The following is a 23,308-nucleotide window of genomic DNA, read 5'->3' on the forward strand; positions in this document are numbered from 1 at the left end:
TTTGAATGGCCGCAACTTTATCCTGAAATCGAATTGGATTTAAGGAAACATGCGGTAGGTCGGCGCACGCGGATATCTTCATGCCAGTCGAATTCGATCGCCGGTGCGAACGAACGCGTCTTGTCGCTCAACGCCAGCCGAGTGCGGGCGCCACGTGCTTCAGGATCGCCTCGATGACGTGCGCATTGTAGTCGACGCCGAGCTGGTTCGGCACCGTCAGCAGCAGCGTATCGGCTTCGGCGACGGCCTCATCCCCGGCGAGCTGCTTGATGAGCACATCAGGCTCGGCCGCATAAGACCGGCCGAAGATTGCCCTTGTGTTCTCGTCGATGAAGCCGATCGTATCCTGTTCCTTGCCGCTTCGGCCGAAATATGCGCGGTCGCGATCATCGACGATGGCGAAGATGCTGCGGCTGACGGAAACCCTCGGCGTGCGGGTGTGGCCCGCTTCCTTCCACGCCTCCCGGTAGGCGCGGATCTGTGCTGCCTGCTGGACGTGGAACGGCTCGCCGGTCTCATCGTCCTTCAGGGTCGAACTCTGCAGGTTCATGCCGAGCTTTGCCGCCCAGACGGCGGTGGCGTTCGAACTGGAACCCCACCAGATGCGGTCGCGCAACCCTTCGGAATGGGGTTCGAGGCGCAACAGTCCTGGCGGGTTCGGGAACATCGGCCGTGGGTTGGGTTGGGCGAAACCGTTGCCTTTCAGTGCTTCGAGAAACACTTCGGCGTGGCTGCGGCCCATATCCGCATCCGACGCGCCGTCCTGCGGCTGATAACCGAAATATCGCCAGCCATCGATCACCTGTTCCGGCGATCCTCGGCTGAGACCGAGCTGCAGGCGTGAGCCGGAGATCAGGTCGGCGGCACCGGCGTCTTCGGCCATATAAAGCGGGTTCTCGTAGCGCATATCGATGACGGCCGTGCCGATCTCGATGCGCTTCGTCCTTGCGCCGACGGCAGCCAGAAGCGGGAAGGGGGAGGCAAGCTGCCGGGCAAAGTGATGAACACGGAAATAGGCGCCGTCAGCGCCGAGCTCCTCGGCGGCAACTGCAAGGTCGATGGACTGCAGAAGCGCATCGCCTGCCGAGCGGGTTTGCGACTGGGAGGAGGGGGTCCAATGGCCGAAGGAAAGGAATCCGATTTTCTTCACGATAGTGCCGCCTGCGAATATGTCGTTGATACTCTTCTAGATGGCATAGGACAGGCTCGAGGGACAGCAGTGGAGGGTCGAACGCTGTGTTTCCGATCTGGTCATGAACCACCATGCTGCACCAAGCTCCAAACACTCAACGCTCGTCATCCATATCCAACGCCGCAAGGCCATGGCAGAGTGGAAAGCCGTGACCGTAATGCCCACCTAAATCACGACCCGATGCTCCATTCCGTCCCTTTTCGAACAACGTGACAGAACCTCGGCAGGCTATGAAAAAGGCTCAAGCTGCGGAGGCGGCTCGGGGGAGAAGCCGTGACCTGAAGTTGTGATTTTCGCGGCCCGACGAGACAGCATAGTATATATTAGGCCCCAGGTCGCTTGCGCCGATCGTCTCGTATCGGGAGTTGGTCGCGTACGGTGCCCTTGTGGCAGATTTGACCGTTTCCGGCTCGAAGGGCCACACGAGAGGGATGGGGCTAAATGCGCTGGAACAAGTTGTATGCGCTCAAGAGCTACATGCGGTCCTCGCTGTGGGTCGTGCCTTTCTTCGCGCTCGTTCTGCAGCAAGCCTTCTTACGCGCAGTGCTTGTATTAGAACAGTGGACAGAATGGGTGCCGTTGTGGCCCTTGGAGACAGAGGGTACGGTTGCAGCGATGCAGGCGATTATCAGCCTGGCGCTTTCGTTCATCGTCTTCACGTTCGGTTCCCTGCTCGTCGCCATACAGATCGCGAGCGGGCAGCTTACGCCCCGGATCATCGCGACCACGCTGCTGCGCGATAACGTGATCCGTTTCACTGTGGGCCTGTTCATCTTCACCCTGCTCTTCGCCATTGGGGCGATCAGTCGCATCAGTACGTCGGCTCCGTCTCCCATCATGTGGATCTCGGGGATCTTTGGCGTCCTGTCGCTGGCTGCCTTCCTCTATTTCATCGATTATTCCGCCCGGCTATTACGTCCCGTCAGCATCATTCATCGCGTCGCCGAGCAGGGCTTTGCCGTTATCGAGGCGGTATATCCTGGCCCGCTGTCGGATACCGACGAGCGACCACAACCGGACGAGCCGTGCGAGAAGCCGGGAAACATCGTTTTGCATGTCGGGTCGTCGGACATCATTCTTGCAGTCGACGTGAAGGCCTTGACCATTCAAGCACATCGAGCGGACGGCGTGATTGAACTTGCTGCGCGCGTCGGCGATTTTGTCTCATCCGGGCAGCCACTGTTCCGCCTCTATGGCGGCGCCAAGGCAATACCAGCCAAAGACCTTCGCAACAGTGTCGTCTTCGGGCGTGAGCGGACCATCGAGCAGGATCCGACCTTCGCCTTCAGGGTTATTGTCGACATCGCCAGCAAGGCGCTTTCGAAGGCTATAAACGACCCGACGACAGCGGTGCTTGCCATTGATCAGTTGCAGCGACTGCTACGCAGCGTTGGTGGGCGCGAACTGAGCAACGAGTACGTCCGCGATGCCCAGGGACGCCTTCGTGTGGTGTTCCCGACGCCGAACTGGGAAGATTTCGTGCAACTTACGTTTCGAGAGATCCGGATCTATGGAGCGGAAAATCTGCAGATCGCAAGGCGGCTGCACGCGATGATCGACGATCTCGAAGCGGTGCTGCCGGAAAGCCGGAAGGATGCGTTGGCCATTGAGCGCAACCTGCTCGACCAGACGATCGACAAGGTCTACCTGCTCCCCGAAGACGCAGCACTCGCGCATATTGCCGATACGCAAGGGCTGGGCGGCTCTCCTAAAGCATGACTGAAATTCGCACATCCGCATAGCCAGTGTCCGAGACGTCCTGATTGGCAGGCGCACGGATCCACCACGCTCCAATCACTCAGCGCTGGTCATCCATGTCCACCGCCTCAAGGCCATGGCGGAGTGGAAAGCCGTGACCGTAATGCTCCCCTAAATCCGGTCTCTTCCTGAACTGCCGGCGGTAGCTTGCCGGCGAGATCGAGAAGGCGCGGGTAAAGTGCTGGCGCAGCGATACCGTTGAGCCGAAGCCGGCCATCTCTGCGACCCGGTCGATCGAGCAGGATCCGGTTTCGAGCAACCGTTGCGCGGTCGCCAGCCGCTGGTTCAAGAGCCATTGCGTAAAGGTGGTTCCGGTCGTCTTTCTGAAATGTCGGGTGAAGCTGCGCAGGCTCATTCCGGCCCGCGCCGCCAGCTTTTCGAGCGACAATGGCTCGTCCAGATGTTCGATTGCCCAATTGATCGTCGCGCCGAGCTGCGCTTCGCCGGCGGCGGCAGGCATTGGCTTCTCGATGTATTGGGTCTGGCCGCCATGCCGGTGCGGCGCCACCACCAGCCGCCGGGCGACGCGGTTGGCGATATCTGCCCCATGATCGCGACGTACGATATGCAGACAGCAGTCGATGGCCGCGGCCGTGCCGGCCGATGTCAGGATGTCACCATCATCGATATAGAGCGCATCCTGATCCAGGGCGACCCGCGGATAGCTTCGTTGGAACTCCTCCGCCCAGGCCCAATGGGTGGATGCCGGTCGCCCGTCCAGCACGCCCGCTTCCGCCAGTACGAATGTGCCAAGGCAAAGCCCGACCAGCCGCGCGCCGCGTGCGTGGGCGGCCCTGACGCTCTGCAGCAAGGCTTCGGGAGGACGCTCGTCCGGATCCCGCCAGGCCGGCACGATGACGGTGTTGGCCTCCCCCAGGTGGCTCAGATCATGCGTCACTTCAATGCGAAAGCCGGAGCCAGTGGCAATCGACCCGGTATTCTCGCCGCAGATCAACAGGCGATATCGGGGCGCTCCGAGTTTCAAAAGCTCATCGCCGAACACGATGCAGGGCACCGACAGGTGGAAGGCGCTGATGCCTTCAAAGGCGATGACGGCAACGGTGTGCATCGGCGTGGCGATCCCAATCTAATGAATTGGCCAGAACCTAGCACATATTGTCATTCTGGCCACTTTCGCGAAGCCGCCGCATGCAGGATTTTTCCGCCATCAACACCGATGCGAAAGGACGCTTTCATGATGCAGCACCCCACCATCCGAACCATGGCCGGAGCCACAGCGCCGCAAAGCCTCGATCCTGCCAAGACCGCCCTGCTGGTGATCGACTTTCAGAACGAATATTTCAGCGGCAGGATGCCGATCCCGGATGGCGCAAAGGCGCTCTCCAACGCCAAGCGCCTCATCGAGCGTGCTGATCAGGACGGCATGAAAGTCTATCATGTCCAGCACGTGACACCGGCGGGAAGCCCGGTCTTTGCCGAGGACAGTGCGACCTCGCGGTTCCACGACCAGATCCAGCCATCAGCCAACCATTCGGTGGTGCGCAAATCGTCGGTGAGCGTGTTTCCAACCACCGACATCGACCAGAGGCTGAAACAGGCTGGCGTCGATACGCTCATCATTGCCGGCCTGATGACCCATGCCTGCGTGGCCGGCGCTGCCCGCGATGCCGTCCCCCTCGGCTACAATGTGATCGTGGCCGACGACGCCTGCGCCACGCGGGACGTCGATACGGCAGATGGGGAGACCGTGTCGCATGTTGCGCTGCACCGCGCAGCTCTGGCTTCGATCGACGACACCTTCGGCGATATCGTCACGACCGATCAGCTCCTGGCCCTGCCACTGACGCGCAAGTGAGACTTGAGCGCGGCTGAGTACGGGGCCTAATGATGGCTCTCCCGATCCCCCAGGAATTCAGGATCGGGAGGGCCATAGAGTCCTTCATCTCTCAGCCCGGCTGGAGCGCCACCTTGCGGGAGACGGCGACGAGCGAGGCGCCCAGCAGTGCGGCCAATGCCGCAAACATGAAGACGCCGGCAGGCCCCTGGAGTTCGACGATCAGGCCGCCGAGGATTGCTCCGGTGGAGATGGCGATCTGGAATGTCGTCAGCGTCGCCGCACCAGCGCCTTCCGCCTCGTCGCCGGCGGCCCGACTGATGAAGGACTGGACGCTGACAGGGAGCGCACCGAAGGCGAAGCCCCAGGCGGCCGTCGCTGCGGCTGCAATGCCCGGCAGCACGCCGGCGACCGCAAGCAGGAGCGCGGTGGCAGCGATGCCCGCGGCAGCCAGCGTCATCGACAGGCGCGTGTTGCGCTCCGCCAGGAAGCCGCCGGCGATATTGCCGAAGAAACCGCCGATACCGAATGCGAGCAGGATCGCGGTGATCATTTCGACGTCGAAACGCGGCACCTGCTCAAGATAGGGGCGAATATAGGTGAAGCCGGCAAAATGGCCGGTGACGACCAGCAGGATCGTGGCAAGACCCAGCCGGATCGCCGGGCGCCTGAGAACCCTCACGATCGTGCCAAGGCCGGTGGTTCCGATCGGCGGCAGCGACGGGACGGTCAGTGCCTGGACGATAAAGGTAACCACCCCGACTACGGCTGCCAGCAGGAAAGCATAGCGCCATCCGAGCGTGGCGCCGATCCAGGCGCCGACGGGGGCGGCGCAGACAGTCGCGATCGAGACGCCTGACATCACGATCGCCATGGCGCGGGGCATCAGCCTGGCGGGCACGAGCCGCATGGCGAGCGCCAGCGACATCGCCCAGAAGCCGCCGAGCGCGATACCAAGCAACACGCGCGCCGCAAGCAGGAACGGAAGGTTCGGCGCAAAGCCCGCCATAAGGCTCGAGACGACCAGCAGGCCCGTCAAAGCCAGAAGCACCGTGCGCCGGTCGAACCGGCCTGTGTAGACGACGATCGCCGGGCCGGCGACCGCCGCAACGACAGCAGTGGTGGTCACCGACTGCCCGGCAGCTCCAACGCTTACCCCGAGATCCGCCGACATCGGCGTCAGCAGGCTTGCCGGTAGAAACTCTGCCGTTACCAGGCCGAAGACCCCAAGCGAAAGGGAAACGACAGCGCCCCATCGGGCTTTGTTCCGCTCGTCCGTCGGGGCACCTGATTTCGTCACGACGCCATCCATGATTTTCATCTCCGCGATTGTTAGTGGCGAAAGTAGGCATGACCGTCAGGAGTTTCTATGCTAGAAAATCCAAAAGACTATGCCGTTTGTCCAAACTTGCGGAGCGCCTTATGAGCGATGCATTGACCGAGATTTTGCGCGGGCTGAGGCTCGACGGCGTCGAATACGGGCGTTGCCAACCCTGTGCGCCCTGGGCGACGGCCTATCCGGCACAGGAGCCCGCGCGATTCCATTTTCTGGCTGCGGGCTCGGCCCATCTTCAGACACCGGATGGTGAATGGATGGATCTTGCCCAGGGCGACGCGGTGCTGTTGCCGAGGGGTGACGCGCATGTGCTTGCCAGCAAGCCGGGCATTCCTGCCGTTTCGATAGCCGACCTGCCGAGGCGACAGCTTTGTGACGGCATCATCGATGTGCAATGCCCGTCGACGGACAGCAAGAACCTCATCTTCTTTGCGGTGATGCAGTTCAATGTCGATCGTCTGCATCCTCTCCTGCAGTTGATGCCCGCCGTCATGCGCACGAGCGACCTTGCTGCGAGCGAGCCTTCGATACCGGCACTCCTTGAGGCCATGATGCGCGAAGCAGAAATGCAGCGCGTCGGCTCGGGCGGCATTCTCTCGCGGCTTGCCGATGTGCTGACTGCAACGCTCATTCGAACCTGGGTGGAGCATGGCTGCGGCACGGCGACCGGCTGGCTGGCGGCCGTCCGCAATCCGGAGCTCGGGCGCGTCCTTGCCGCCATCCACCTTGAACCTGCGCGGGATTGGAGCGTGCCCGAACTGGCAAAGCTCATGGGTGCGTCACGGTCGGGCTTTGCCCAGCGGTTTGTCGACACCATGGGCGAGACGCCGGCCCGTTATGTTGCGCGCATGCGGATGCACCAGGCGCATCAATGGCTACAGGAAGGACAGCGGGTGGCCCTTGTCGCAGGCCGTCTCGGCTACGATTCGGAGGCTTCTTTCAGTCGCGCCTTCCGCAAGATCATCGGGGCACCACCGAGCCATTACCGAAACAAGAGCGTGGCCAGGGGACAACTGGTTTCCTGAGCCGGCTGCGGTTCAGATCGCGATCGCGCAGGGAGGCTGGTTGAGAGCGGCTTGGAGCGTGACGACGCTTGCTGTCACCCGTTCGCTAAAAGCCGTGAAAAACCATATCGAGAGCGGCGACGATCTCGTCGTGCCGCTCCGATAGATTGGAAACAGGTTCTGCAAGTGCCGATACGGGTATCGCAGCCAGAAACTGAGTGACCAAGGTGTAGCGAACGCCGGATATTTCAAACACGGGATTGAGGCGCTTGGCCGGTTCAGGAGCCGCTTCCATTGGCAAAAGCGGGACGACGACACGCGTCTTCAACTCGTCCAGCACATCGGCCTGCACATCAAGCACGAGGCCGCCGCCAGGATTGGCATAGACGTCATAACGCGCCATTAGAATTGACGGAACTGCGCCAGCGGCAGGCCATTTGCATCGACGAAGGCATTCGAACTCTGCAAAGCCTCGCTATTTTCTTTCTTCCAACGGGCAGCCTTGGCATCGGACACAGCCCTGGCGATCCCTGCCTCGGCAGCGCGAGAAATATTGATGTCGAAATGCCGTGCTTCTGCAAGAAGATCGGCGTCAATCGTCAAATTGGCTGCGCGCTTTGCAGAGGCAGATCGAGCATGCTCGGCCATGATTGTTCTCCTTTTGAGCAATCAACATATGCGCATCTTCCTGCGCATGCAAATATCCGGCCAGACAAGAGGCGATGGCATTGCCGATCGTCAGGAGAGTGGGTGGCGCGCAACCAACGCACCTTGACTTGCAAGCACTTAGCAATAGACTCATAGGTACGAAGTATCGGGAAAGGGAGGCCATCTATGAACATAGACCTCTCGCGGCGCAGCTTCCTGAAGCTGGCCGGAGCGGGTGTCGTGGCAACTTCCGTCGGAGCACTTGGCTTCGGCGAATCCGAGGCGGCGGAAATCGCGCATGTGCGTGCTTTCAAGCTGAAGACCACGACCGAAACCCGCAACACCTGTCCGTACTGTTCCGTTGCCTGCGGCGTCATCATCTATTCGAAGGGTGACCCTCGAAAAGGCGAGACGGCGGACATTGTGCATATCGAGGGCGATGCCGATCACCCCACCAACCGCGGGACGCTCTGTCCCAAGGGGGCGGCACTCAAGGACTTCGTCAAGTCGCCGACCCGCCTTCAATATCCGATGCTGCGCAAGCCCGGTTCCGATACTTTCGAACGGATCTCCTGGGACGATGCTCTCGATCGCATTGCCCGCCTGATGAAGGACGATCGCGATGCGAACCTGATTGCGGCCAACGCCAAGGGCCTTCCGGTCAATCGCTGGACGACCGTCGGCATGCTGGCGGCGTCTGCAACAACCAATGAAACGGCCTGGGCGACCTTCAAATTCGCCAAGAGCCTGGGAATAGTCGGTTTCGATAATCAGGCACGCGTCTGACACGGCCCTACGGTGGCGAGTCTCGCCCCAACATTTGGCCGTGGAGCAATGACCAACTCCTGGACCGACATCAAGAACACCGACCTCGTCGTCGTCATGGGCGGCAATGCGGCGGAAGCCCACCCCTGCGGCTTCAAATGGGTGACGGAAGCCAAGGCCCATCGCGGTGCAAAGCTGATCGTCGTCGATCCGCGCTATACCCGCACCGCCTCGGTCTCGGACTATTACGCGCCGATCCGCCAGGGAACCGACATCGCGTTCCTAAACGGCGTCATGAAGTATTGCATCGACAACGACAAGGTGCAGTGGGAATACACCAAGGCCTTCACCAACGCAGCCTATCTGGTCAAGGACGGCTTCGCCTATAAGGACGGTCTCTTCACCGGCTATGATGCCGAGAAGCGCGACTACGACCGTTCGACCTGGGACTATGTGCTCGGCGACGATGGTTTCGTCGTCACAGATCCGACGCTGCAGAACCCCCGCTGTGTCTGGAACCTGCTTAAGGAGCATCTGGCGCCCTATACGCCCGAAATGGTCGAGCGCATCTGCGGAACGCCGAAGGAGAAATTCCTCAAGGTCGCCGAGATGATCTCGGAATGTTCGACGCCGACAAAGACGATGACGTCAATGTACGCCCTGGGCTGGACCCAGCACTCGCACGGCTCGCAGAACATCCGCGCCATGGCGATGCTGCAGTTGATCCTCGGCAATATCGGCGTGCGCGGCGGTGGCATGAACGCCCTTCGCGGCCACTCCAACATCCAGGGCCTGACCGATCTCGGCCTGATGTCGCACCTGCTCACCGGCTACCTGACGGCGCCGACCGAGAAGGACGAGGATTTCGAGACCTACATGTCGACGCGGCAGTTCAAGCCGCTTCGGCCGGGCCAGACGAGCTATTGGCAGAACTACCGCAAGTTCATGGTCTCGTTCCAGAAGGCCATGTGGGGCGATGCCGCGCGGGCCGACAACGACTGGGCCTTCAACTACCTCGCCAAGCTCGACGTGCCATCCTACGACGTGCTGCGCGTGTTTGAACTGATGCATGCCGGCAAGGTCAACGGCTATCTCTGTCAGGGCTTCAACCCGCTGCTGGCCTTCCCCAACCGTGCCAAGAACACCAAGGCTCTTTCGAACCTGAAGTGGCTCGTCACCATGGATCCGCTGGAAACCGAGACGGCGCGGTTCTGGGAAAACCACGGCGATTTCAATCCGGTCGACACCGCTTCGATCCAGACCGAAGTCATCCAGCTGCCGACGACCTGCTTTGCGGAGGAGGAGGGTTCGCTGACGAACTCCGGCCGCTGGCTGCAGTGGCATTGGGCCGGCGGTACGCCGCCGGGCGAAGCCAAGCACGATACCTACATCATCGCGCAGATCTTCCTCAGAATGCGCGAACTCTACCGGACGGAGGGCGGCGCCTTCCCCGATCCGATCCTCAACCTGTCGTGGGAGTATGCCGACGAGAACGAACCGACGGCAGAAGAACTCGCCCGGGAAATCAATGGTCGAGCATTGAGCGATGTCATGGACACGACCGACCCGACCAAGGTTCTCGTGCCGGCCGGAAAGCAGGTGGTGAACTTCTCGCAGTTGCGCGACGACGGCTCGACCATGTCCGGCTGCTGGATCTATTCCGGCTGCTTCAACGAGCAGGGCAACAACATGGCTCGGCGGGACAATCAGGATCCCGACGACACTGGCACCTATCTCGGCTGGACCTTCGCCTGGCCGCTCAACCGCCGCACCCTCTACAACCGCGCCTCGGCGGACCTAGAGGGCAAGCCATGGGATCCGAGCCGCAAGCTGTTGGAATGGGACGGCGCCAAGTGGACCGGCTATGACATTCCCGACATTGCGCCGACGGCCAAGCCTGGAGATGTCGGTCCCTTCATCATGAACCAGGAAGGCACCGCGCGTCTGTTCACCCGCGGACTGATGCGCGACGGCCCGTTCCCCGCGCATATGGAGCCGTTCGAATCGCCCGTTGCCAACGTCTTCAATCCGAAGATGCGCGGCAATCCGGTCAGCCGCATCTTCAAGGACGATGCCGAGCAGCTGGGGCTTTCAGACGAGTTCCCCTACGCGGCCACCTCCTACCGGCTCACCGAGCATTTCCACTTCTGGACCAAGCACAACCGCGTCAACTCGGCGCTGCAGCCGGAGTTCTTCGTGGAAATTTCCGAGGAGCTGGCGCAGGAAAAGGGCATAACCAATGGTGGCTGGGTCAGGGTCTGGTCGAAGCGCGGCGAGGTCAAGGCCAAGGCGGTGGTGACCAAGCGCATCCGGCCGCTCATCTGCGACGGCAAGCCGGTCCATGTGGTCGGCATCCCCTTGCATTGGGGCTTCACCGGCTCTGCGAAAAAGGGTTTCGGCCCCAATTCGCTGGTGCCCTTCGTCGGCGACGCCAACATCGAGACGCCTGAGTCCAAGGCTTTCCTCGTCAATATCGAGCCTTCGACGCCGCCAAAGGACAAGGAGGCCACAGTGTGATGGATAGCCCGCGCACAGCCGTCAGCAATCCGCCGGTCCAGCCGATGGAGAGCAACCTCACGCAGCGCGATCTCGTTCGCCGCTCCGCCACGAGCGAGCTGCCGCCGCCGGAGCGGCAGCTGACGCCGGTCGCCAAGCTGATCGACGTTTCCAAATGCATCGGCTGCAAGGCCTGCCAGTCGGCCTGTATCGAGTGGAACGACACGTATCCGGATATTGAGGAGAATGTCGGGGTCTATACGAACCCGCACGATCTGACCGAGAATATGTTCACCCTGATGCGGTTTACCGAATGGGTGAACCCCGAAACGGACAATCTGGAGTGGCTGATCCGCAAGGACGGCTGCATGCACTGCGCCGATCCGGGCTGTCTCAAGGCATGTCCTTCACCCGGCGCGATCGTGCAATATTCCAACGGCATCGTCGACTTCATCCATGAAAACTGCATCGGCTGCGGCTACTGCGTGAAGGGCTGCCCGTTCAACATTCCGCGCATTTCGAAGGCCGATCATCGCGCCTACAAATGCACGCTCTGTTCCGATCGCGTCGCAATGGGGCAGGGCCCCGCCTGCGCCAAGGCTTGCCCGACACAGGCGATCGTGTTCGGTACCAAGGACGACATGATGAAGCATGCCGACGAACGTATCGCCGATCTCAAATCGCGCGGATACGCCAATGCCGGCCTCTACGATCCTCCCGGCGTCGGTGGGACCCATGTCATGTATGTCCTGCATCACAACGACAAGCCGCATATTTACGCCGACCTGCCTGATGACCCGAAGATTTCCGCCGTCATCGAGGCCTGGAAGGGCGTGACCAAATATACCGGCCTTGCGGCGATGGGGCTGGCGGCTGCGGGCGCGATCCTGCACGGCCTTTTCGGCAAGGCGAACCGGGTCGCACCTGAAGACGAGGTCAGTGCCGAAAAGCTCGTCGAGGAAGCCGAGGATCTCAGGGAGGGTGCCTGATGGCCAAGCCGAACGACATCCAGTCCGAAGACGCGATCCATCGCGGCCCGCCGGTGACTGTCGGTCGTTATGGACCCGGCAAGCGCCTCAACCATTGGATCACCGCTTCCTGCCTGATCCTGCTTCTGCTGTCCGGCCTCTCGATGTTCCATCCGTCGCTGTTCTTCCTGACGGATCTGTTCGGTGGCGGTCAGAACACGCGCATGCTGCATCCCTGGATCGGGGTCGTTCTGTTCCTGAGCTTCTTCATTTTCTTCGCCCAACTCTGGCGGGCCAACCTGCCGAACCGCACCGACGCGCAGTGGGTGTCGCAGATCGGCGACGTGGTCAAAGGCCATGAGGAGCGGCTGCCCGAGATCGGCAAGTACAATGCCGGACAGAAGTTCATCTTCTGGGGCATGGCGTTCTTCATCATCGTGCTGATCGTCAGCGGTATCATCATCTGGGACCAGTATTTTGGCGAGGCCACACCCATCGACGTGAGGCGCATTGCCATGCTGACCCATTCCGTTTCCGCGGTGCTGATCATTCTCATCTTCATCCTGCATGTCTATGCCGCGATCTGGACCCGCGGTACGCTGCGGGCGATGACGCGGGGTTCGGTCACCGGCGGCTGGGCCTGGCGGCACCATCGCAAATGGCTGAAGGAACTTGCTGGACGGGGCCGGATTGATCCTGCAGAATAACGACATAACAGCGGTGGCCGGTCGGCCCGCGAGGTGCAATGTCGATATCGTCCGTGCAGCCCGATCCCGCGATGATCGGTGGAATTCCCAAGGCTCCCTTCGTCTTGATGTCCAATCTGACGCGCCTTTTCGGGGATCGCGCCCAGCGTTTCCAAGTGCTGTCGGAAAGCAGCCGGCTTGCTCCCTACTTACGCTTCCTTGCAGGCATCGCAGCGATCCAGGACGACCTCCTGTCCAGTCTACCGCCGTTGCAGGCGATTTCCGCAGAACAGCGCGAGCGGGCGCGCGACAATGCGATGCCGCCGATCGATCGCTCGGCCATGGGCGCTTCTGCCGAGTGCCGGGACACGGTCCGACAGTTCCTTGCGCGGGTGGAGCAACTGGAAATGCCAAAGGCCGCGGCCGAAGCGCTTGCCCAGATCATTGCCGCTGACGACGAGGCGCTGGCGTGGATGATCGACAATATCGCCGCCGACAATCTGCCGCTCGATAGCCTTGCGCACCATCTTTTCGTTGCCGCGGCCGTGCAGGTCCATGCGACACGCCTGGCCGCGGGGCTCGATCCTGGTCGCCTCGTGCCGGTCAGCATCGGCGTCTGTCCCGCCTGCGGCGGCAGGCCCGTCGCTTCGCTCGTCGTCGGTTTCCACGGCGCGGAAGGAACCCGCTACGCGGTATGCGCCTGCTGCTCGACCAAATGGAACGAGGTCCGGGTAAAATGCCTCTCCTGCGGCTCGACCAAGGGCATAGGATACCGCGCGGTCGAAACCGGTGATGAAGAGGCCACGGTTAAGGCAGAGGTTTGCGACAGCTGCCACGGCTGGACGAAGATCATGTATCAGAACAGGAACCCGGCACTCGATGCCGTGGCCGACGATATCGGCAGTCTCGGCCTCGACGCGCTGATGAAGGATACCGGATACAAACGCGCGGGCTTCAATCCATTCCTGGTGGGGTATTGACGGGATGGCCGGGCTTGCCGAACTCCGCACCCTGCCGTCCGTCGACCAGATGTTGAAGGCGCCGGCCGTCGCGCCGCTTGTCGAGCGGCATGGTCGTGTCGTCGTGACCGAAGAGCTGCGCCTCGTGCTCGGCGAAATCCGCGAGATGGTTCGCAGTGGCGGCTTGCCCCCCGATGCGGACGGCGTCATGGCCTCACTTATGAGCCGGCTCGACTATCGGGATCGCTCCAATCTGCGCCCGCTCTTCAATCTCACCGGCACCGTGCTGCACACCAATCTTGGCCGTGCCCTCCTGGCCGAGGAGGCGATTGCCGCTGCCGTCGATGCGATGCGAGAGGCGGCGGCACTGGAGTTCGATCTCGACACCGGCCGGCGCGGCGAGCGCGACTGCCACCTGCGTGACCTGCTTTGCGAGCTGACGGGCGCCGAGGATGCGACGATCGTCAACAACAATGCTGCCGCCGTGCTGATTGCGCTGGGTACCGTTGGCGGCGGACGGCAGGCGATCGTCTCACGCGGCGAACTGATCGAGATCGGCGGCGCGTTCCGCATGCCCGATATCATGGAGCGCGCAGGTGTGGCGCTCGTCGAGGTCGGCACCACGAACCGCACCCATGCCAGGGATTATCGTCGGGCGATCGGCCCCGAAACCGCGCTCATCCTCAAGGTGCACACGTCGAATTACCGGATCGAAGGGTTCACGGCCGAAGTCTCCGGTGCCGACCTTGCAGAGATCGCGCACGAAGCCGGGCTGGTTCTCCTCAACGATCTCGGCTCCGGGACGCTTGTCGACCTCCGGCGCTACAGCCTTGGCAAGGAGCCGACCGTTCGCGAAGCCGTGGCCGAAGGTGCAGATCTCGTTACATTTTCGGGCGACAAACTGCTGGGTGGCCCGCAGGCCGGCTTTATCGTCGGTCGCCGCGATCTGATCGCCGCGATCAACCGCAATCCGTTGAAGCGGGCCTTGCGGGTCGACAAGATCCGCATCGCGGCGACGTCCGCGACGTTGAAGCTATACCGCGACCCGGATCGGCTCGCAGCGCGGCTGCCCACCCTTCGCATGCTGGCGCGTCCGCAACACGAGATCCGCGCGCAGGCGGAACGGCTCSCGCCCGAGGTGGCGAGACTTCTTGCCTCGAGCGGACATCGGGTGGAAATCTGCCACTGTTCGAGCCAGATCGGTTCGGGCGCGCTGCCGGTCGACACGATCCAAAGCGCCGGCCTCCGGATCGAGGCTGCAAGCGGCAGCGCGCTCGAAGCGCTCGCGGCGCTTTTCCGTTCGCTTTCGCGCCCGATATTGGGGCGTCTGCAGGACGGGGCGCTCATCCTCGATCTTCGCTGTCTTTCCGACGAGAGCGAGTTCCTGAAAAGCCTCTCCGAGGGCGTCGGACATGCACTGGCTTGACCGTTTGACAGGGCGTATGCCCGAGGCGGCGTCGGACGCCGATGAGATGACACAAGCCCTGACTGCCGCCCGGAACGGCGACTATGAGACCGCCCTGCGCCTATGGGAGCCCCTGGCGCAATCCGGCGTCGCGCGGGCACAGAACAATATCGGCGCCTGTTTTGCCGAGGGGCTCGGCGTGCCGCAGGATCGGGCCCTGGCGGGCAAATGGCTGCGGCTGGCGGCCGAAGCGGGCGATCCCGTCGGCGAGCGCAACTATGCAGCCTTCCACATGCAGGACGCGGATGGCGATTATAGTATTGCCGCCGACTACTATCGCCGCGCCGCCGAGAAGGGCGACGCGCCGGCACAGGACATGCTGAGCTGGATGCTGCTCGAAGGCGAAATCATGCCGTCCGATCCGGTCGAGGCGCGCCACTGGGCGGAACGTGCCGCTGAAGCGGGCATTGCTTCGTCGATGACCCGGCTCGGCATGCTCTATCACAACGCTTCGGGTGTCGATCGCGATCCGAAGAGGGCCGTCGATTGGTGGCGCCGCGGCGCCATGGCGGGCGATGCCGACGCGCAGGCGATGCTTGGCGCCGCCTGTCACATGGGCGCCGGCACGGCCCGCGACGGCGTCGCGGCACTCGTCTGGCTGATCCGCGCGACCAATGGGGGCAGTACCCTGGCGCAACCCTTCATCGGGCCGGTGCGCCAGAGCTTGTCGCCCGGCGAGATCGGCATCGCCGAGAGGCGCGCGCTTGAGCCCCCGGCGGAGGCGCGACCATGATCGTCGGAACCGCCGGTCATATCGACCACGGCAAGACCAGTCTGGTGAAAGCCTTGACCGGCGTCGATACCGATCGCCTCAAGGAGGAGAAGGCACGCGGCATCACCATCGATCTCGGCTTTGCCTATGCGAAATTTGCCGAAGCGGTCACCGGCTTTGTCGATGTGCCGGGCCATGAGCGTTTCATCCATACGATGCTCGCCGGTGCCGGCGGCATCGACTTCGCCCTCCTCGTCGTTGCGGCGGATGACGGCATCAAGCCGCAGACGCTCGAACACCTGGCCATTCTCGATCTGCTCGGCATCGAAAGGGGATTGGTCGCGATCACCAAGGCCGATCTTGCCGATGCGGAGCGATTGCTGGGGCTCAGTGTCGAGATCGGCAATATGCTTTCGGCAACGGGCCTTCGCACCGCCGAAATCCTTCCCGTGTCCGCCGCCACGGGCCTCGGTATCGCCGATCTCAGAGACCGCCTGGCCGAGGCCGAAAGGGCAACCGTGAAAGCAAATGCGGCGGGCCGGTTTCGGTTTTCGGTCGATCGCAGCTTCATTCTCTCGGGCGCCGGAACGGTGGTGACGGGAACGGTCCTTTCCGGTTCGGTTGCGGTCGGCGACAACGTAATGATTTCGCCATCCGGACAAGGGGCGCGCGTGCGCTCGATCCATGCCCAGGACCAGCGGTCGGAACGCGGGGTCGCGGGTCAACGCTGCGCGCTCAATCTGGTGGGAGACGGCATCTCCAAGGACAAGGTCGGCCGCGGCGACATGGTGCTCGATCCCTATCTGCATGCGCCGACCACACGCATCGATGCGGGCCTGTTTGTGCTCAAGGGTGAGCCGAAGCCGATCAGCGAGTGGTTTTCCGCGCGCCTGCATCATGGCAGTGCTGAAGTCGGGGTCCGTATTGTGCCGCTTGAAAACCCTGTAGGTCCCGGCGAGCGGGCGAAGGTCCAGCTTGTTCTCGATCGGCCGATCGCCGCCGCGGTCGGTGATCGCTACATCCTGCGCGACGTTTCCGCCCGGCGCACCATCGGAGGCGGGCGGCTTCTCGATCTGCGTGCGCCATTGCGCAAGCGCCGGACACCCGAGCGGATAGCCTATCTCGATGCGGCAGGCGTTGCGGAAACGGGCCCGGCCCTTGCCGCGCATCTGGAAGCGCCGCCCTATATCGTCGATCTCGATGCCTTCGTGCGCAATAGGGCCGTATCGGAGGAGGAGCTACGCGAGGCCGTCGAGTTATCCCACGCCATCGTGATCGAGGCCGGGCATGTGCGCCATGCCTTGTCTGTGTCGCTGTTGGACGACCTGTCGAAGGACGTCGGACGAATTCTCGCCGATTTCCATGTCGAAAATCCGGATCTGCAAGGCATCGGCCGAGAGCGCCTGCGCCTGCAGGTGACGCCGCGATTGCCGATGCCTGCCTTTCTCTTCCTGCTCAGGCAGGAACAGGCCGCCGGACGCCTCGTACTCGAGGGCGCCTTCGTTCGCCTGCCGGGCCATGAGGTTCGTTTAAGCGAGAGCGAGGAGGCGTTACTTGGCAAAATCTTGCCGCATCTCGAAGGAGAGGAGCGCTTTCGCCCGCCGCGCGTGCGCGACCTTGCAGACGTGCTCGGCGTCGACGAGCGGGAGATCCGGCGGGTGCTCAAACTATGGGCGAGGCTCGGACGTGTCGATGAGATCCGGCACGATCATTTCTTCATCCGTTCCACCACCGCAGAAATGGTTGAAATCATAAGGGATATCGCGGGCAAGGCCGAACGGGGCGAATTTGCCGCCGGTCTCTTTCGGGATCGCGTGAACAGCGGTAGAAAGGTGGCGATCGAGATCCTGGAGTTCTTCGATCGCCAGGGAGTGACGCTTCGGCGCGGCGACATCCGGCGCGTCAATCCCCACAGGCTCGACCTTTATGACGGAGCCACGCCCGAGGCGAAGCAAGGAAGAGATTCGTCCCCGGTGGGGCGTCCGGACTTCAAATCCGGGTGGGGCAGCGAGGCTGTCTTGGGTGGGTTCGACTCCCATTCTCTTCCGCCATCGGGAGATCGCTGATGGCTTATGCGCCCTGCAGCACCGACTTCGATGACTGGATCGTTTCCACCTATGGCGAGGCTGGCGCTTTCACCATGCTCTTCGTCCTGCTGGCGATCGGCGAGACCCGTTTAGACCTCCTGCGCTCGGCCTATCTTCACGTCGTCGGCGACGACACCCGATGGCAGGATATGGCCGCTCTTTTCGCCGGCGCCGGCGTCAAGTGGTCCGGCGTCGTGTTTTACCGCGCCGGCCCGGAGGGTCTTGTCGAAGACCATGTCGCCAGGGGACGGCTTGCCTCTCTGGTTCGCAATCTCAACGAGGACCGCTCACTGATCCGCGAGGGCGAGTTCTTCAATGTCGACGGATTGCGGCTGTCGATTGAGGAGATCAAGCCCCATTGATCTCCAGTCTCGGTCTTGTCCCGTTCGGCAATAGCGGTTCACGGCCTTTGTGCTGAAGGCTGAGTGCAATCATGCGCAGGCTAGCAACCGTTTTTCTTGATATCCTCGGGCGTCATTGCGAGATCGAGGCCACGCGCGGTCGGTGGTTGCCATGTCGGGGAGTCCTCGGACGCGCCTTGCGGATTTGTACCGATAAGGGCGCCGCCTGTTCCGCCGGTCCAGCCGGTCGAGCCGGCGTTGCCGGGTGCTGTACCATCCGCGCTCAAACGGTCGGGCTCCGTCGCCGGGTCCGCCTTCCCGGCGGTCGCATCGCATCCGGTGTTGGCATCGTTCTCCTGCGAATGTGCAGGGACAGTCATGCCCAGACAGGCGAGGAAGAGAGCGGTGGCAAGGGCAAATCGGGGATCGCGCATGGCATTCTCCTTCAGCGTTGCTCTACCAACGGGATGCTGCGGCCGGTTGTTCCATCTCCCCTTTTCACTCAGGCGCGAACCTCCACCTGCACGGGGCCAGGTTGCGTGTAGCCGACGATGCTGGCGAGCGGGTAGCCAGCGTCCCGGATCGTCTTGACCAGACTGTCAGCGCTGGCGGCATCGCAGGCCACCAGAAGTCCGCCTGATGTTTGCGGGTCGGCGAGCAAAAGACGCTGCCAGTCCGCCATACCATCGGGCAATTTGATCTCGCTGCTATAACTCGCCCAGTTGCGCTCCGACGCGCCGGTGATGAAGCCTTCTCGGGAAAGCGTTTCGGCCTGCGACAGGAACGGAATGTTCGCGAGGGAGAGCGACACGGTCAAGCCGGACGCGCGGGCCATTTCGAGCCCATGACCGAGAATACCGAAGCCGGTGACATCCGTCAGCGCATGCACATGCGGATCGGCGGCAAGCTCGGACCCGATCCGGTTGAGAAGGGTCGTCGAGGCGATCATCTCCTCATAACAAGCCCGCGGCAGCGCCTTCTTCTTGAAGGCGGAGGAATAGATGCCGACGCCAAGGCCCTTGGTGAGGATCAAGGCATCCCCCGGCTTCGCGCCGCTATTGCGCCGCACCTGTTCCGGGCGACAGATGCCGATGACGGCAAGGCCGTAGATGGGTTCGACCGAATCGATCGAATGCCCGCCTGCCACAGGGATGCCGGCCTGCGCGCAGATCGAGGCGCCGCCTTCGAGGATCTTGCCGATCGTCTCGGGGGAAAGCTTGTTGATCGGCATCCCAAGGATCGCAAGCGCCAGGATCGGCTTGCCGCCCATGGCGTAGATGTCGGAGATCGCGTTCGTTGCGGCGATGCGCCCGAAATCATGCGGGTCATCGACCACAGGCATGAAAAAATCGGTGGTGGCGATGATGCAGGTGTGGTCGTCGACCTGCCAGACCGCCGCGTCGTCCGCCATCTCGTTGCCGACGAGAAGCTGGGAGAAGGGCTGCATGGCCGGCTGATTGGCGAGAAGCCGCTGCAGAACCGAGGGCGCAAGCTTGCAGCCGCATCCTCCGCCATGGGCAAGCTCAGTCAGACGGGGTTCAAGAGATGTCATGTGTGCTCCCGCGTAAAAGATTTTGCCCGTTCGACCGCGTGGTCTCGCCGGCAACCGATAGTTGGCAAGTTAGGACGATGTCGTGCGGGAGCAAGGCCGCTTCGATGCTTCTGCGAGATATGGCCGTCCGGAGCGGCAGGGTGACCGCGTCCCCGGTCGCTGCGACGGTTTGACCCGCCGAATCGACGCCTGCTGCGTGCGGGATTGTCGTGATCTGCCATGACAAGTTGTTGTATCCCTTTCGGTGTTGCGCCATGTGTACAACTGTCGATCAGCCGTCAGCCGAGCGGGGAAGTAACCTCGCGGGCAATTGGAGTCATGATTTTGTTTTCAAGAGTTTTTCTGCCTGCCCTTGCCGTCCTCGCCGTTTCAGGCGTGCCCGCAGCCTTTGCATCCGAAGATGTCGCGGCCTTTTATGACGGCGCCCTCTGCAACCCGCCCTACACGATGCAATCGGCAACCGAGTTCTATGACGCCGCCGAGAAGCTGGTGAAACCCGATACGTCGCTGCTGACGGCCTATGTCTACAAGCTGCCGTCCGACATCGGGCGTGATGGCTTTAAGACGAATGAGGTTATCTTCGCCGGCAGCTCCGTCGGCGTGCTGATCGAAGGCGCGCGTGCGGACGAATTGGCGGCCCGCTACCAGCTGGAGCGCGAAAAAAGCAGCATTCTCGGCACGTCCACCAAGGGCTATGCACGGGTTCTGCCCGATGCCGAACAGCCGACAGCGGAGATGGGCATCGTGTCGATCGTTGCCCGCGAAAGCGAAGCCATTCCCGGCAAGACCTTGCTCGCCTGCGAGTTCGTTTCGCATGCGGATCTGGAGGCGCTCAAGAATCTTGAAGGCGGCAACTAGGACGAAGCGATACGCCCGGCCGACAGGGCCGTCCGGGCGCATTCCGGGATGCGGGCGAAGTCACAAAGATCGCCTGCGTCCCGTCTGACGTGTACGGCAAGAGCATGTTAGGCTGATCGCATTTTCAACAATGCGAGGCGCGACGCGCCCGAAGGGAGACCATGTCCGGCTCGGATGGCAGTATGTTCGACTATCTCGGGATACTGGCCGTATTTCTGCTCGTTGCCGCCAACGGCTTTTTTGTTGCGGCCGAATTCTCGCTGGTTTCCGTCCGCCGCAGCCGCGTGACCGAATTGGTGGCACAGGGGCGAATGAACGCCAGTGCGCTCCAGCATGCCGTCGACAATCTCGACGCCAACCTGGCCGCCACTCAGCTCGGCATTACCATATCGTCGCTGGCGCTCGGCTGGGTGGGCGAGCCCGCTCTGGCGCATCTGATCCAGCCGCTGCTGAGCGGCCTGCCGATGGCATGGGCCTCGTTCGGTTCGCATGCGATCGCGGTCGCGATTTCGTTCATCATCATCACCGCGCTTCATATCGTGCTCGGAGAACTGGCGCCGAAGAGCCTGGCGCTGCAGCGCAGCGAGGGAACGGCCCTTGCGGTCGTGCGTCCGCTCGGATTTTTCCTGTTTCTGTTGCGTCCGGCGATTCTGGCTCTCAACGGCCTCGGCAATCTCGTGCTTCGACTGGTCGGTCTGCGGCCCGGCACCGGCGAGGCGTCGATGCATTCGCCCACCGAACTGAAGCTGCTTGTCGCCCAAAGCCAGGAGGCCGGTCTCCTCGATGTTGCCCAGCAGGAACTGGTCGAACGGATCTTCAACATCGGCGACCGGCGGATTTCCGATTTCATGACCCCGCGTATGGAAATCGACTGGATCGATGCAGACGACACGCGGGAGGAAATCTTGCGCACCATCAGGGATTGTCACCATGAGCAGTTGCTCATCGGCCGAGGCGGCATCGACTATCCCTTGGGCATGGTGCTGAAGAAGGATCTGCTCGATCAATTGCTCGACGGCCAGACGCTCGATCCGATGAAGGCGATGCGAGAGCCGCTGGTGCTGCACGAATCGGCGCGCGTCTTCCGTGTCCTCGAAACCTTCAAGACCGCGCCCGTCCGCCTGGCGATCATCGTCGACGAATATGGCAGCCTTGAAGGCATCATCACCCAGACCGACCTGTTGGAGGCGATTGCAGGCGACCTGCCAGATACGGAGGCGAGCGATCCTGACATCGTCACCCGCGCTGATGGTTCGCTGTTGATCGAAGGACTGATGTCGGCGCACGACGCTTTCGAGCGGCTCGGCATTCATGACCGGCCGGAGGGCGATTTTCACACCATTGCCGGCTTTGCACTGCAGATCCTCGGCCATCTTCCGCATGTCGGCGAAACCTTCGACTTCCAGGATTGGCGCTTCGAAATCATCGACATGGACGGCATGCGCATCGACAAGCTCTTGGCGTCGCGCCGGGAGTGATACCTCTGCATGTTTCCCTAAATCCTTCGATTTAAGGAAACATGCAGCAATTCAAAGTGCTACAGCGACCTTGGCGCGTCTAATAAGACGCGCGGCGCTGTAGGCCCCGCTGCCGCGGAACTCGTCTCCTGGTCGGCCAGGCGATGTGAAGGCCCATGTCAGAGCGTCGCCAACGCGCGGTTGGACAGGGCGCCGCCATAGGCCTCGCGAATGGCTACCTTGTTTTCCAGGGCAATCACGATCTCTTCGGCGAAATCGATCGCATGCAGGGCCCGAATGGATTGCAGACCACCGGGTGTGAAGACATTGATCTCCAGGATCTTGTCGCCGACGATATCCAGGCCCACCAGGAACATGCCATCGTCGATCAGTTTGGGCCGTAGCTTTTCAGCAATCGCCAGTATGGCCGGGGTAATGGTTGCCGCCTGGGCGGTGCCGCTCGCGTGGATGTTGGACCGCACCTCGCCCTTGGCCGGAACCCGTCGAAAAGCGGCATAGACGTCGTCGCGAACGAGCGGGCGGCCGTTCATCAGGAAAAGCCGGATGTCGCCTGCCGTGGCTTCTGGCAGGTAGCTCTGGGCAATGAGATAGCCGATCTCGCTGACGGCCTCGAAGATCTGGTTGAGGTTGGCTTCCTCGCTCGACTTTATCTTGAAGACATTCCTGCCGCCTGAGCCCTGCAAGGGCTTGAGGATGACGCCGTCGCGATGATCGTCGATGAACGCGCGGATCTCTTCGATGTTCTTCGAGATCAGCGTCGTCGGGCGCACGGCCCGGGGGAAATCCTGAAAGTAAAGCTTGTTCTGCGCAAGCGACAGACCGGAGGGATCGTTGACGACGATCGCGCCGCGCTCCGAGGCGAGGCGCCCGAAGTTGGCGCCGACATTGGCGGCCCACGGCCGGCCTTCCGCATCTTCGGACGGGTCGTTGCGCAGAAACAGCACATCGATCTCGCTGATGTCGACGACGCTCATCTTCGCATCGTCGGCTTTCAAAGCCGAAATGAACGTTTCCGGCTTTTTCGGCTTCGTCCCATTGAGGCTGCGCGCCCGGATCATCAGCTTGTCGTCGGGCCGCAGGATGAAATCCGCCGGGGTGACATAACAGATCTCGTGGCCTCGGGAGAGGGCGGCAAGCGCCAGCGCCGTCGTCGTGTAGGACGCTGTCTCGGAGTCTATCGAGTTGACGAAGAAGGCTATGCGCATCGG

Annotated in this window: 20 protein-coding genes, 1 tRNA gene and 1 pseudogene; 14 read left to right on the forward strand and 8 right to left on the reverse strand. The window is 62.2% G+C overall.

Features of this window, described 5'->3' with window-relative positions; genetic code table 11:
• Positions 1-127: 127 nt before the first annotated feature.
• The gene (locus ASD03_RS08250; protein WP_057205908.1) at positions 128-1,150 is read right to left on the reverse strand and encodes an LLM class flavin-dependent oxidoreductase; all 1,023 of its coding nucleotides are present in this window, start codon (positions 1,148-1,150) and stop codon (positions 128-130) included.
• Positions 1,151-1,633: 483 nt separating this feature from the next.
• On the opposite strand from ASD03_RS08250, the gene ASD03_RS08255 reads away from it, so the two are divergent.
• Positions 1,634-2,911 carry a DUF2254 domain-containing protein gene (locus ASD03_RS08255; RefSeq protein WP_057205910.1) on the forward strand — a complete coding sequence of 426 codons (1,278 nt, stop codon included), beginning with the start codon at positions 1,634-1,636 and terminating at the stop codon, positions 2,909-2,911.
• A gap of 79 nt (positions 2,912-2,990) precedes the next feature.
• Here the strand turns inward: ASD03_RS08255 and ASD03_RS08260 are convergent, their stop codons facing one another.
• Complete coding sequence (locus ASD03_RS08260) at positions 2,991-4,019, reverse strand: helix-turn-helix domain-containing protein (RefSeq protein ID WP_082555468.1); 1,029 nt, start codon at positions 4,017-4,019, stop codon at positions 2,991-2,993.
• 126 nt (positions 4,020-4,145) lie between these two features.
• Between ASD03_RS08260 and ASD03_RS08265 the strand changes: the two genes are divergently transcribed.
• Complete coding sequence (locus ASD03_RS08265) at positions 4,146-4,766, forward strand: isochorismatase family protein (RefSeq protein ID WP_200951662.1); 621 nt, start codon at positions 4,146-4,148, stop codon at positions 4,764-4,766.
• 91 nt (positions 4,767-4,857) lie between these two features.
• Here ASD03_RS08265 and ASD03_RS08270 read toward each other — a convergent pair whose 3' ends face one another.
• Positions 4,858-6,057, reverse strand: coding sequence for an MFS transporter (locus tag ASD03_RS08270; RefSeq protein ID WP_025429709.1), 1,200 nt, complete (start codon positions 6,055-6,057; stop codon positions 4,858-4,860).
• A 110-nt stretch (positions 6,058-6,167) separates the two neighbouring features.
• Here ASD03_RS08270 and ASD03_RS08275 point away from each other — a divergent pair, with 110 nt between their 5' ends.
• The gene (locus tag ASD03_RS08275; RefSeq protein ID WP_025429710.1) at positions 6,168-7,106 is read left to right on the forward strand and encodes an AraC family transcriptional regulator; all 939 of its coding nucleotides are present in this window, start codon (positions 6,168-6,170) and stop codon (positions 7,104-7,106) included.
• 85 nt (positions 7,107-7,191) lie between these two features.
• Here ASD03_RS08275 and ASD03_RS08280 read toward each other — a convergent pair whose 3' ends face one another.
• Positions 7,192-7,488 carry a CcdB family protein gene (locus ASD03_RS08280; protein WP_057212721.1) on the reverse strand — a complete coding sequence of 99 codons (297 nt, stop codon included), beginning with the start codon at positions 7,486-7,488 and terminating at the stop codon, positions 7,192-7,194.
• Positions 7,488-7,733, reverse strand: coding sequence for a type II toxin-antitoxin system CcdA family antitoxin (locus ASD03_RS08285; protein ID WP_025429712.1), 246 nt, complete (start codon positions 7,731-7,733; stop codon positions 7,488-7,490). Before ASD03_RS08285 ends, ASD03_RS08280 begins: the two co-directional genes overlap by 1 nt.
• A 186-nt stretch (positions 7,734-7,919) precedes the next feature.
• Here ASD03_RS08285 and fdnG point away from each other — a divergent pair, with 186 nt between their 5' ends.
• The 9 genes and pseudogenes from fdnG to ASD03_RS08330 all read left to right on the forward strand — a co-directional run bounded on the left by fdnG (position 7,920) and on the right by ASD03_RS08330 (position 18,233).
• Entirely contained in the window at positions 7,920-11,015 is a 3,096-nt protein-coding gene (fdnG, locus tag ASD03_RS08295) for a formate dehydrogenase-N subunit alpha (RefSeq protein ID WP_082605216.1), read from the forward strand.
• 44 nt (positions 11,016-11,059) lie between these two features.
• Positions 11,060-11,983, forward strand: coding sequence for a formate dehydrogenase subunit beta (fdxH, locus tag ASD03_RS08300; RefSeq protein ID WP_164474921.1), 924 nt, complete (start codon positions 11,060-11,062; stop codon positions 11,981-11,983).
• A complete protein-coding gene (locus ASD03_RS08305; RefSeq protein ID WP_025429716.1) occupies positions 11,983-12,669 on the forward strand; it encodes a formate dehydrogenase subunit gamma in 687 nt (228 codons plus the stop codon). The genes fdxH and ASD03_RS08305 overlap by 1 nt, the downstream gene beginning before the upstream one ends.
• Before the next feature lie 38 nt (positions 12,670-12,707).
• A complete protein-coding gene (fdhE, locus tag ASD03_RS08310) occupies positions 12,708-13,628 on the forward strand; it encodes a formate dehydrogenase accessory protein FdhE (RefSeq protein WP_025429717.1) in 921 nt (306 codons plus the stop codon).
• 4 nt (positions 13,629-13,632) lie between these two features.
• Complete coding sequence (gene selA, locus ASD03_RS08315) at positions 13,633-15,033, forward strand: L-seryl-tRNA(Sec) selenium transferase (RefSeq protein ID WP_057212725.1); 1,401 nt, start codon at positions 13,633-13,635, stop codon at positions 15,031-15,033.
• Complete coding sequence (locus tag ASD03_RS08320; protein WP_057212726.1) at positions 15,020-15,805, forward strand: tetratricopeptide repeat protein; 786 nt, start codon at positions 15,020-15,022, stop codon at positions 15,803-15,805. Before selA ends, ASD03_RS08320 begins: the two co-directional genes overlap by 14 nt.
• Positions 15,802-17,625, forward strand: a pseudogene (selB, locus tag ASD03_RS08325) (selenocysteine-specific translation elongation factor); the annotation flags it as partial. The gene ASD03_RS08320 and the pseudogene selB, both read left to right, overlap by 4 nt.
• Positions 17,626-17,739: 114 nt before the next feature.
• Positions 17,740-17,835 (forward strand) — tRNA-Sec (locus ASD03_RS38725).
• A gap of 14 nt (positions 17,836-17,849) precedes the next feature.
• A complete protein-coding gene (locus tag ASD03_RS08330) occupies positions 17,850-18,233 on the forward strand; it encodes a hypothetical protein (RefSeq protein ID WP_025429721.1) in 384 nt (127 codons plus the stop codon).
• Positions 18,234-18,313: 80 nt separating this feature from the next.
• Here the strand turns inward: ASD03_RS08330 and ASD03_RS08335 are convergent, their stop codons facing one another.
• A complete protein-coding gene (locus ASD03_RS08335) occupies positions 18,314-18,646 on the reverse strand; it encodes a hypothetical protein (RefSeq protein ID WP_025429722.1) in 333 nt (110 codons plus the stop codon).
• A gap of 68 nt (positions 18,647-18,714) precedes the next feature.
• Positions 18,715-19,764, reverse strand: a complete 1,050-nt coding sequence (gene selD / locus ASD03_RS08340; RefSeq protein WP_057205926.1) for a selenide, water dikinase SelD — start codon at positions 19,762-19,764, stop codon at positions 18,715-18,717.
• 375 nt (positions 19,765-20,139) lie between these two features.
• On the opposite strand from selD, the gene ASD03_RS08345 reads away from it, so the two are divergent.
• Positions 20,140-20,622, forward strand: a complete 483-nt coding sequence (locus ASD03_RS08345) for a hypothetical protein (protein ID WP_225968553.1) — start codon at positions 20,140-20,142, stop codon at positions 20,620-20,622.
• A 161-nt stretch (positions 20,623-20,783) separates the two neighbouring features.
• The gene (locus ASD03_RS08350) at positions 20,784-22,100 is read left to right on the forward strand and encodes a hemolysin family protein (protein ID WP_057212730.1); all 1,317 of its coding nucleotides are present in this window, start codon (positions 20,784-20,786) and stop codon (positions 22,098-22,100) included.
• A gap of 158 nt (positions 22,101-22,258) precedes the next feature.
• On the opposite strand, the gene ASD03_RS08355 is transcribed toward ASD03_RS08350, so the two are convergent.
• Complete coding sequence (locus ASD03_RS08355) at positions 22,259-23,305, reverse strand: glutathione synthase (protein WP_025429726.1); 1,047 nt, start codon at positions 23,303-23,305, stop codon at positions 22,259-22,261.
• Positions 23,306-23,308 lie beyond the last annotated feature (3 nt).

The sequence above is a fragment of the Ensifer sp. Root127 genome (assembly GCF_001425225.1).
Lineage (GTDB): Bacteria > Pseudomonadota > Alphaproteobacteria > Rhizobiales > Rhizobiaceae > Ensifer > Ensifer canadensis.

Bases quoted from the DNA above. Each gene is read 5' to 3' on its own strand.
- ASD03_RS08255 (WP_057205910.1), top strand. From the start codon at position 1,634: ATGCGCTGGAACAAGTTGTATGCGCTCAAGAGCTACATGCGGTCCTCG.
- ASD03_RS08260 (WP_082555468.1), bottom strand. From the start codon at position 4,019: ATGCACACCGTTGCCGTCATCGCCTTTGAAGGCATCAGCGCCTTCCAC.
- ASD03_RS08265 (WP_200951662.1), top strand. From the start codon at position 4,146: ATGATGCAGCACCCCACCATCCGAACCATGGCCGGAGCCACAGCGCCG.
- ASD03_RS08270 (WP_025429709.1), bottom strand. From the start codon at position 6,057: ATGGATGGCGTCGTGACGAAATCAGGTGCCCCGACGGACGAGCGGAAC.
- ASD03_RS08275 (WP_025429710.1), top strand. From the start codon at position 6,168: ATGAGCGATGCATTGACCGAGATTTTGCGCGGGCTGAGGCTCGACGGC.
- ASD03_RS08280 (WP_057212721.1), bottom strand. From the start codon at position 7,488: ATGGCGCGTTATGACGTCTATGCCAATCCTGGCGGCGGCCTCGTGCTT.
- ASD03_RS08285 (WP_025429712.1), bottom strand. From the start codon at position 7,733: ATGGCCGAGCATGCTCGATCTGCCTCTGCAAAGCGCGCAGCCAATTTG.
- fdxH (WP_164474921.1), top strand. From the start codon at position 11,060: ATGGAGAGCAACCTCACGCAGCGCGATCTCGTTCGCCGCTCCGCCACG.
- ASD03_RS08305 (WP_025429716.1), top strand. From the start codon at position 11,983: ATGGCCAAGCCGAACGACATCCAGTCCGAAGACGCGATCCATCGCGGC.
- fdhE (WP_025429717.1), top strand. From the start codon at position 12,708: ATGTCGATATCGTCCGTGCAGCCCGATCCCGCGATGATCGGTGGAATT.
- ASD03_RS08320 (WP_057212726.1), top strand. From the start codon at position 15,020: ATGCACTGGCTTGACCGTTTGACAGGGCGTATGCCCGAGGCGGCGTCG.
- ASD03_RS08330 (WP_025429721.1), top strand. From the start codon at position 17,850: ATGGCTTATGCGCCCTGCAGCACCGACTTCGATGACTGGATCGTTTCC.
- ASD03_RS08335 (WP_025429722.1), bottom strand. From the start codon at position 18,646: ATGCGCGATCCCCGATTTGCCCTTGCCACCGCTCTCTTCCTCGCCTGT.
- selD (WP_057205926.1), bottom strand. From the start codon at position 19,764: ATGACATCTCTTGAACCCCGTCTGACTGAGCTTGCCCATGGCGGAGGA.
- ASD03_RS08350 (WP_057212730.1), top strand. From the start codon at position 20,784: ATGTCCGGCTCGGATGGCAGTATGTTCGACTATCTCGGGATACTGGCC.
- ASD03_RS08355 (WP_025429726.1), bottom strand. From the start codon at position 23,305: ATGCGCATAGCCTTCTTCGTCAACTCGATAGACTCCGAGACAGCGTCC.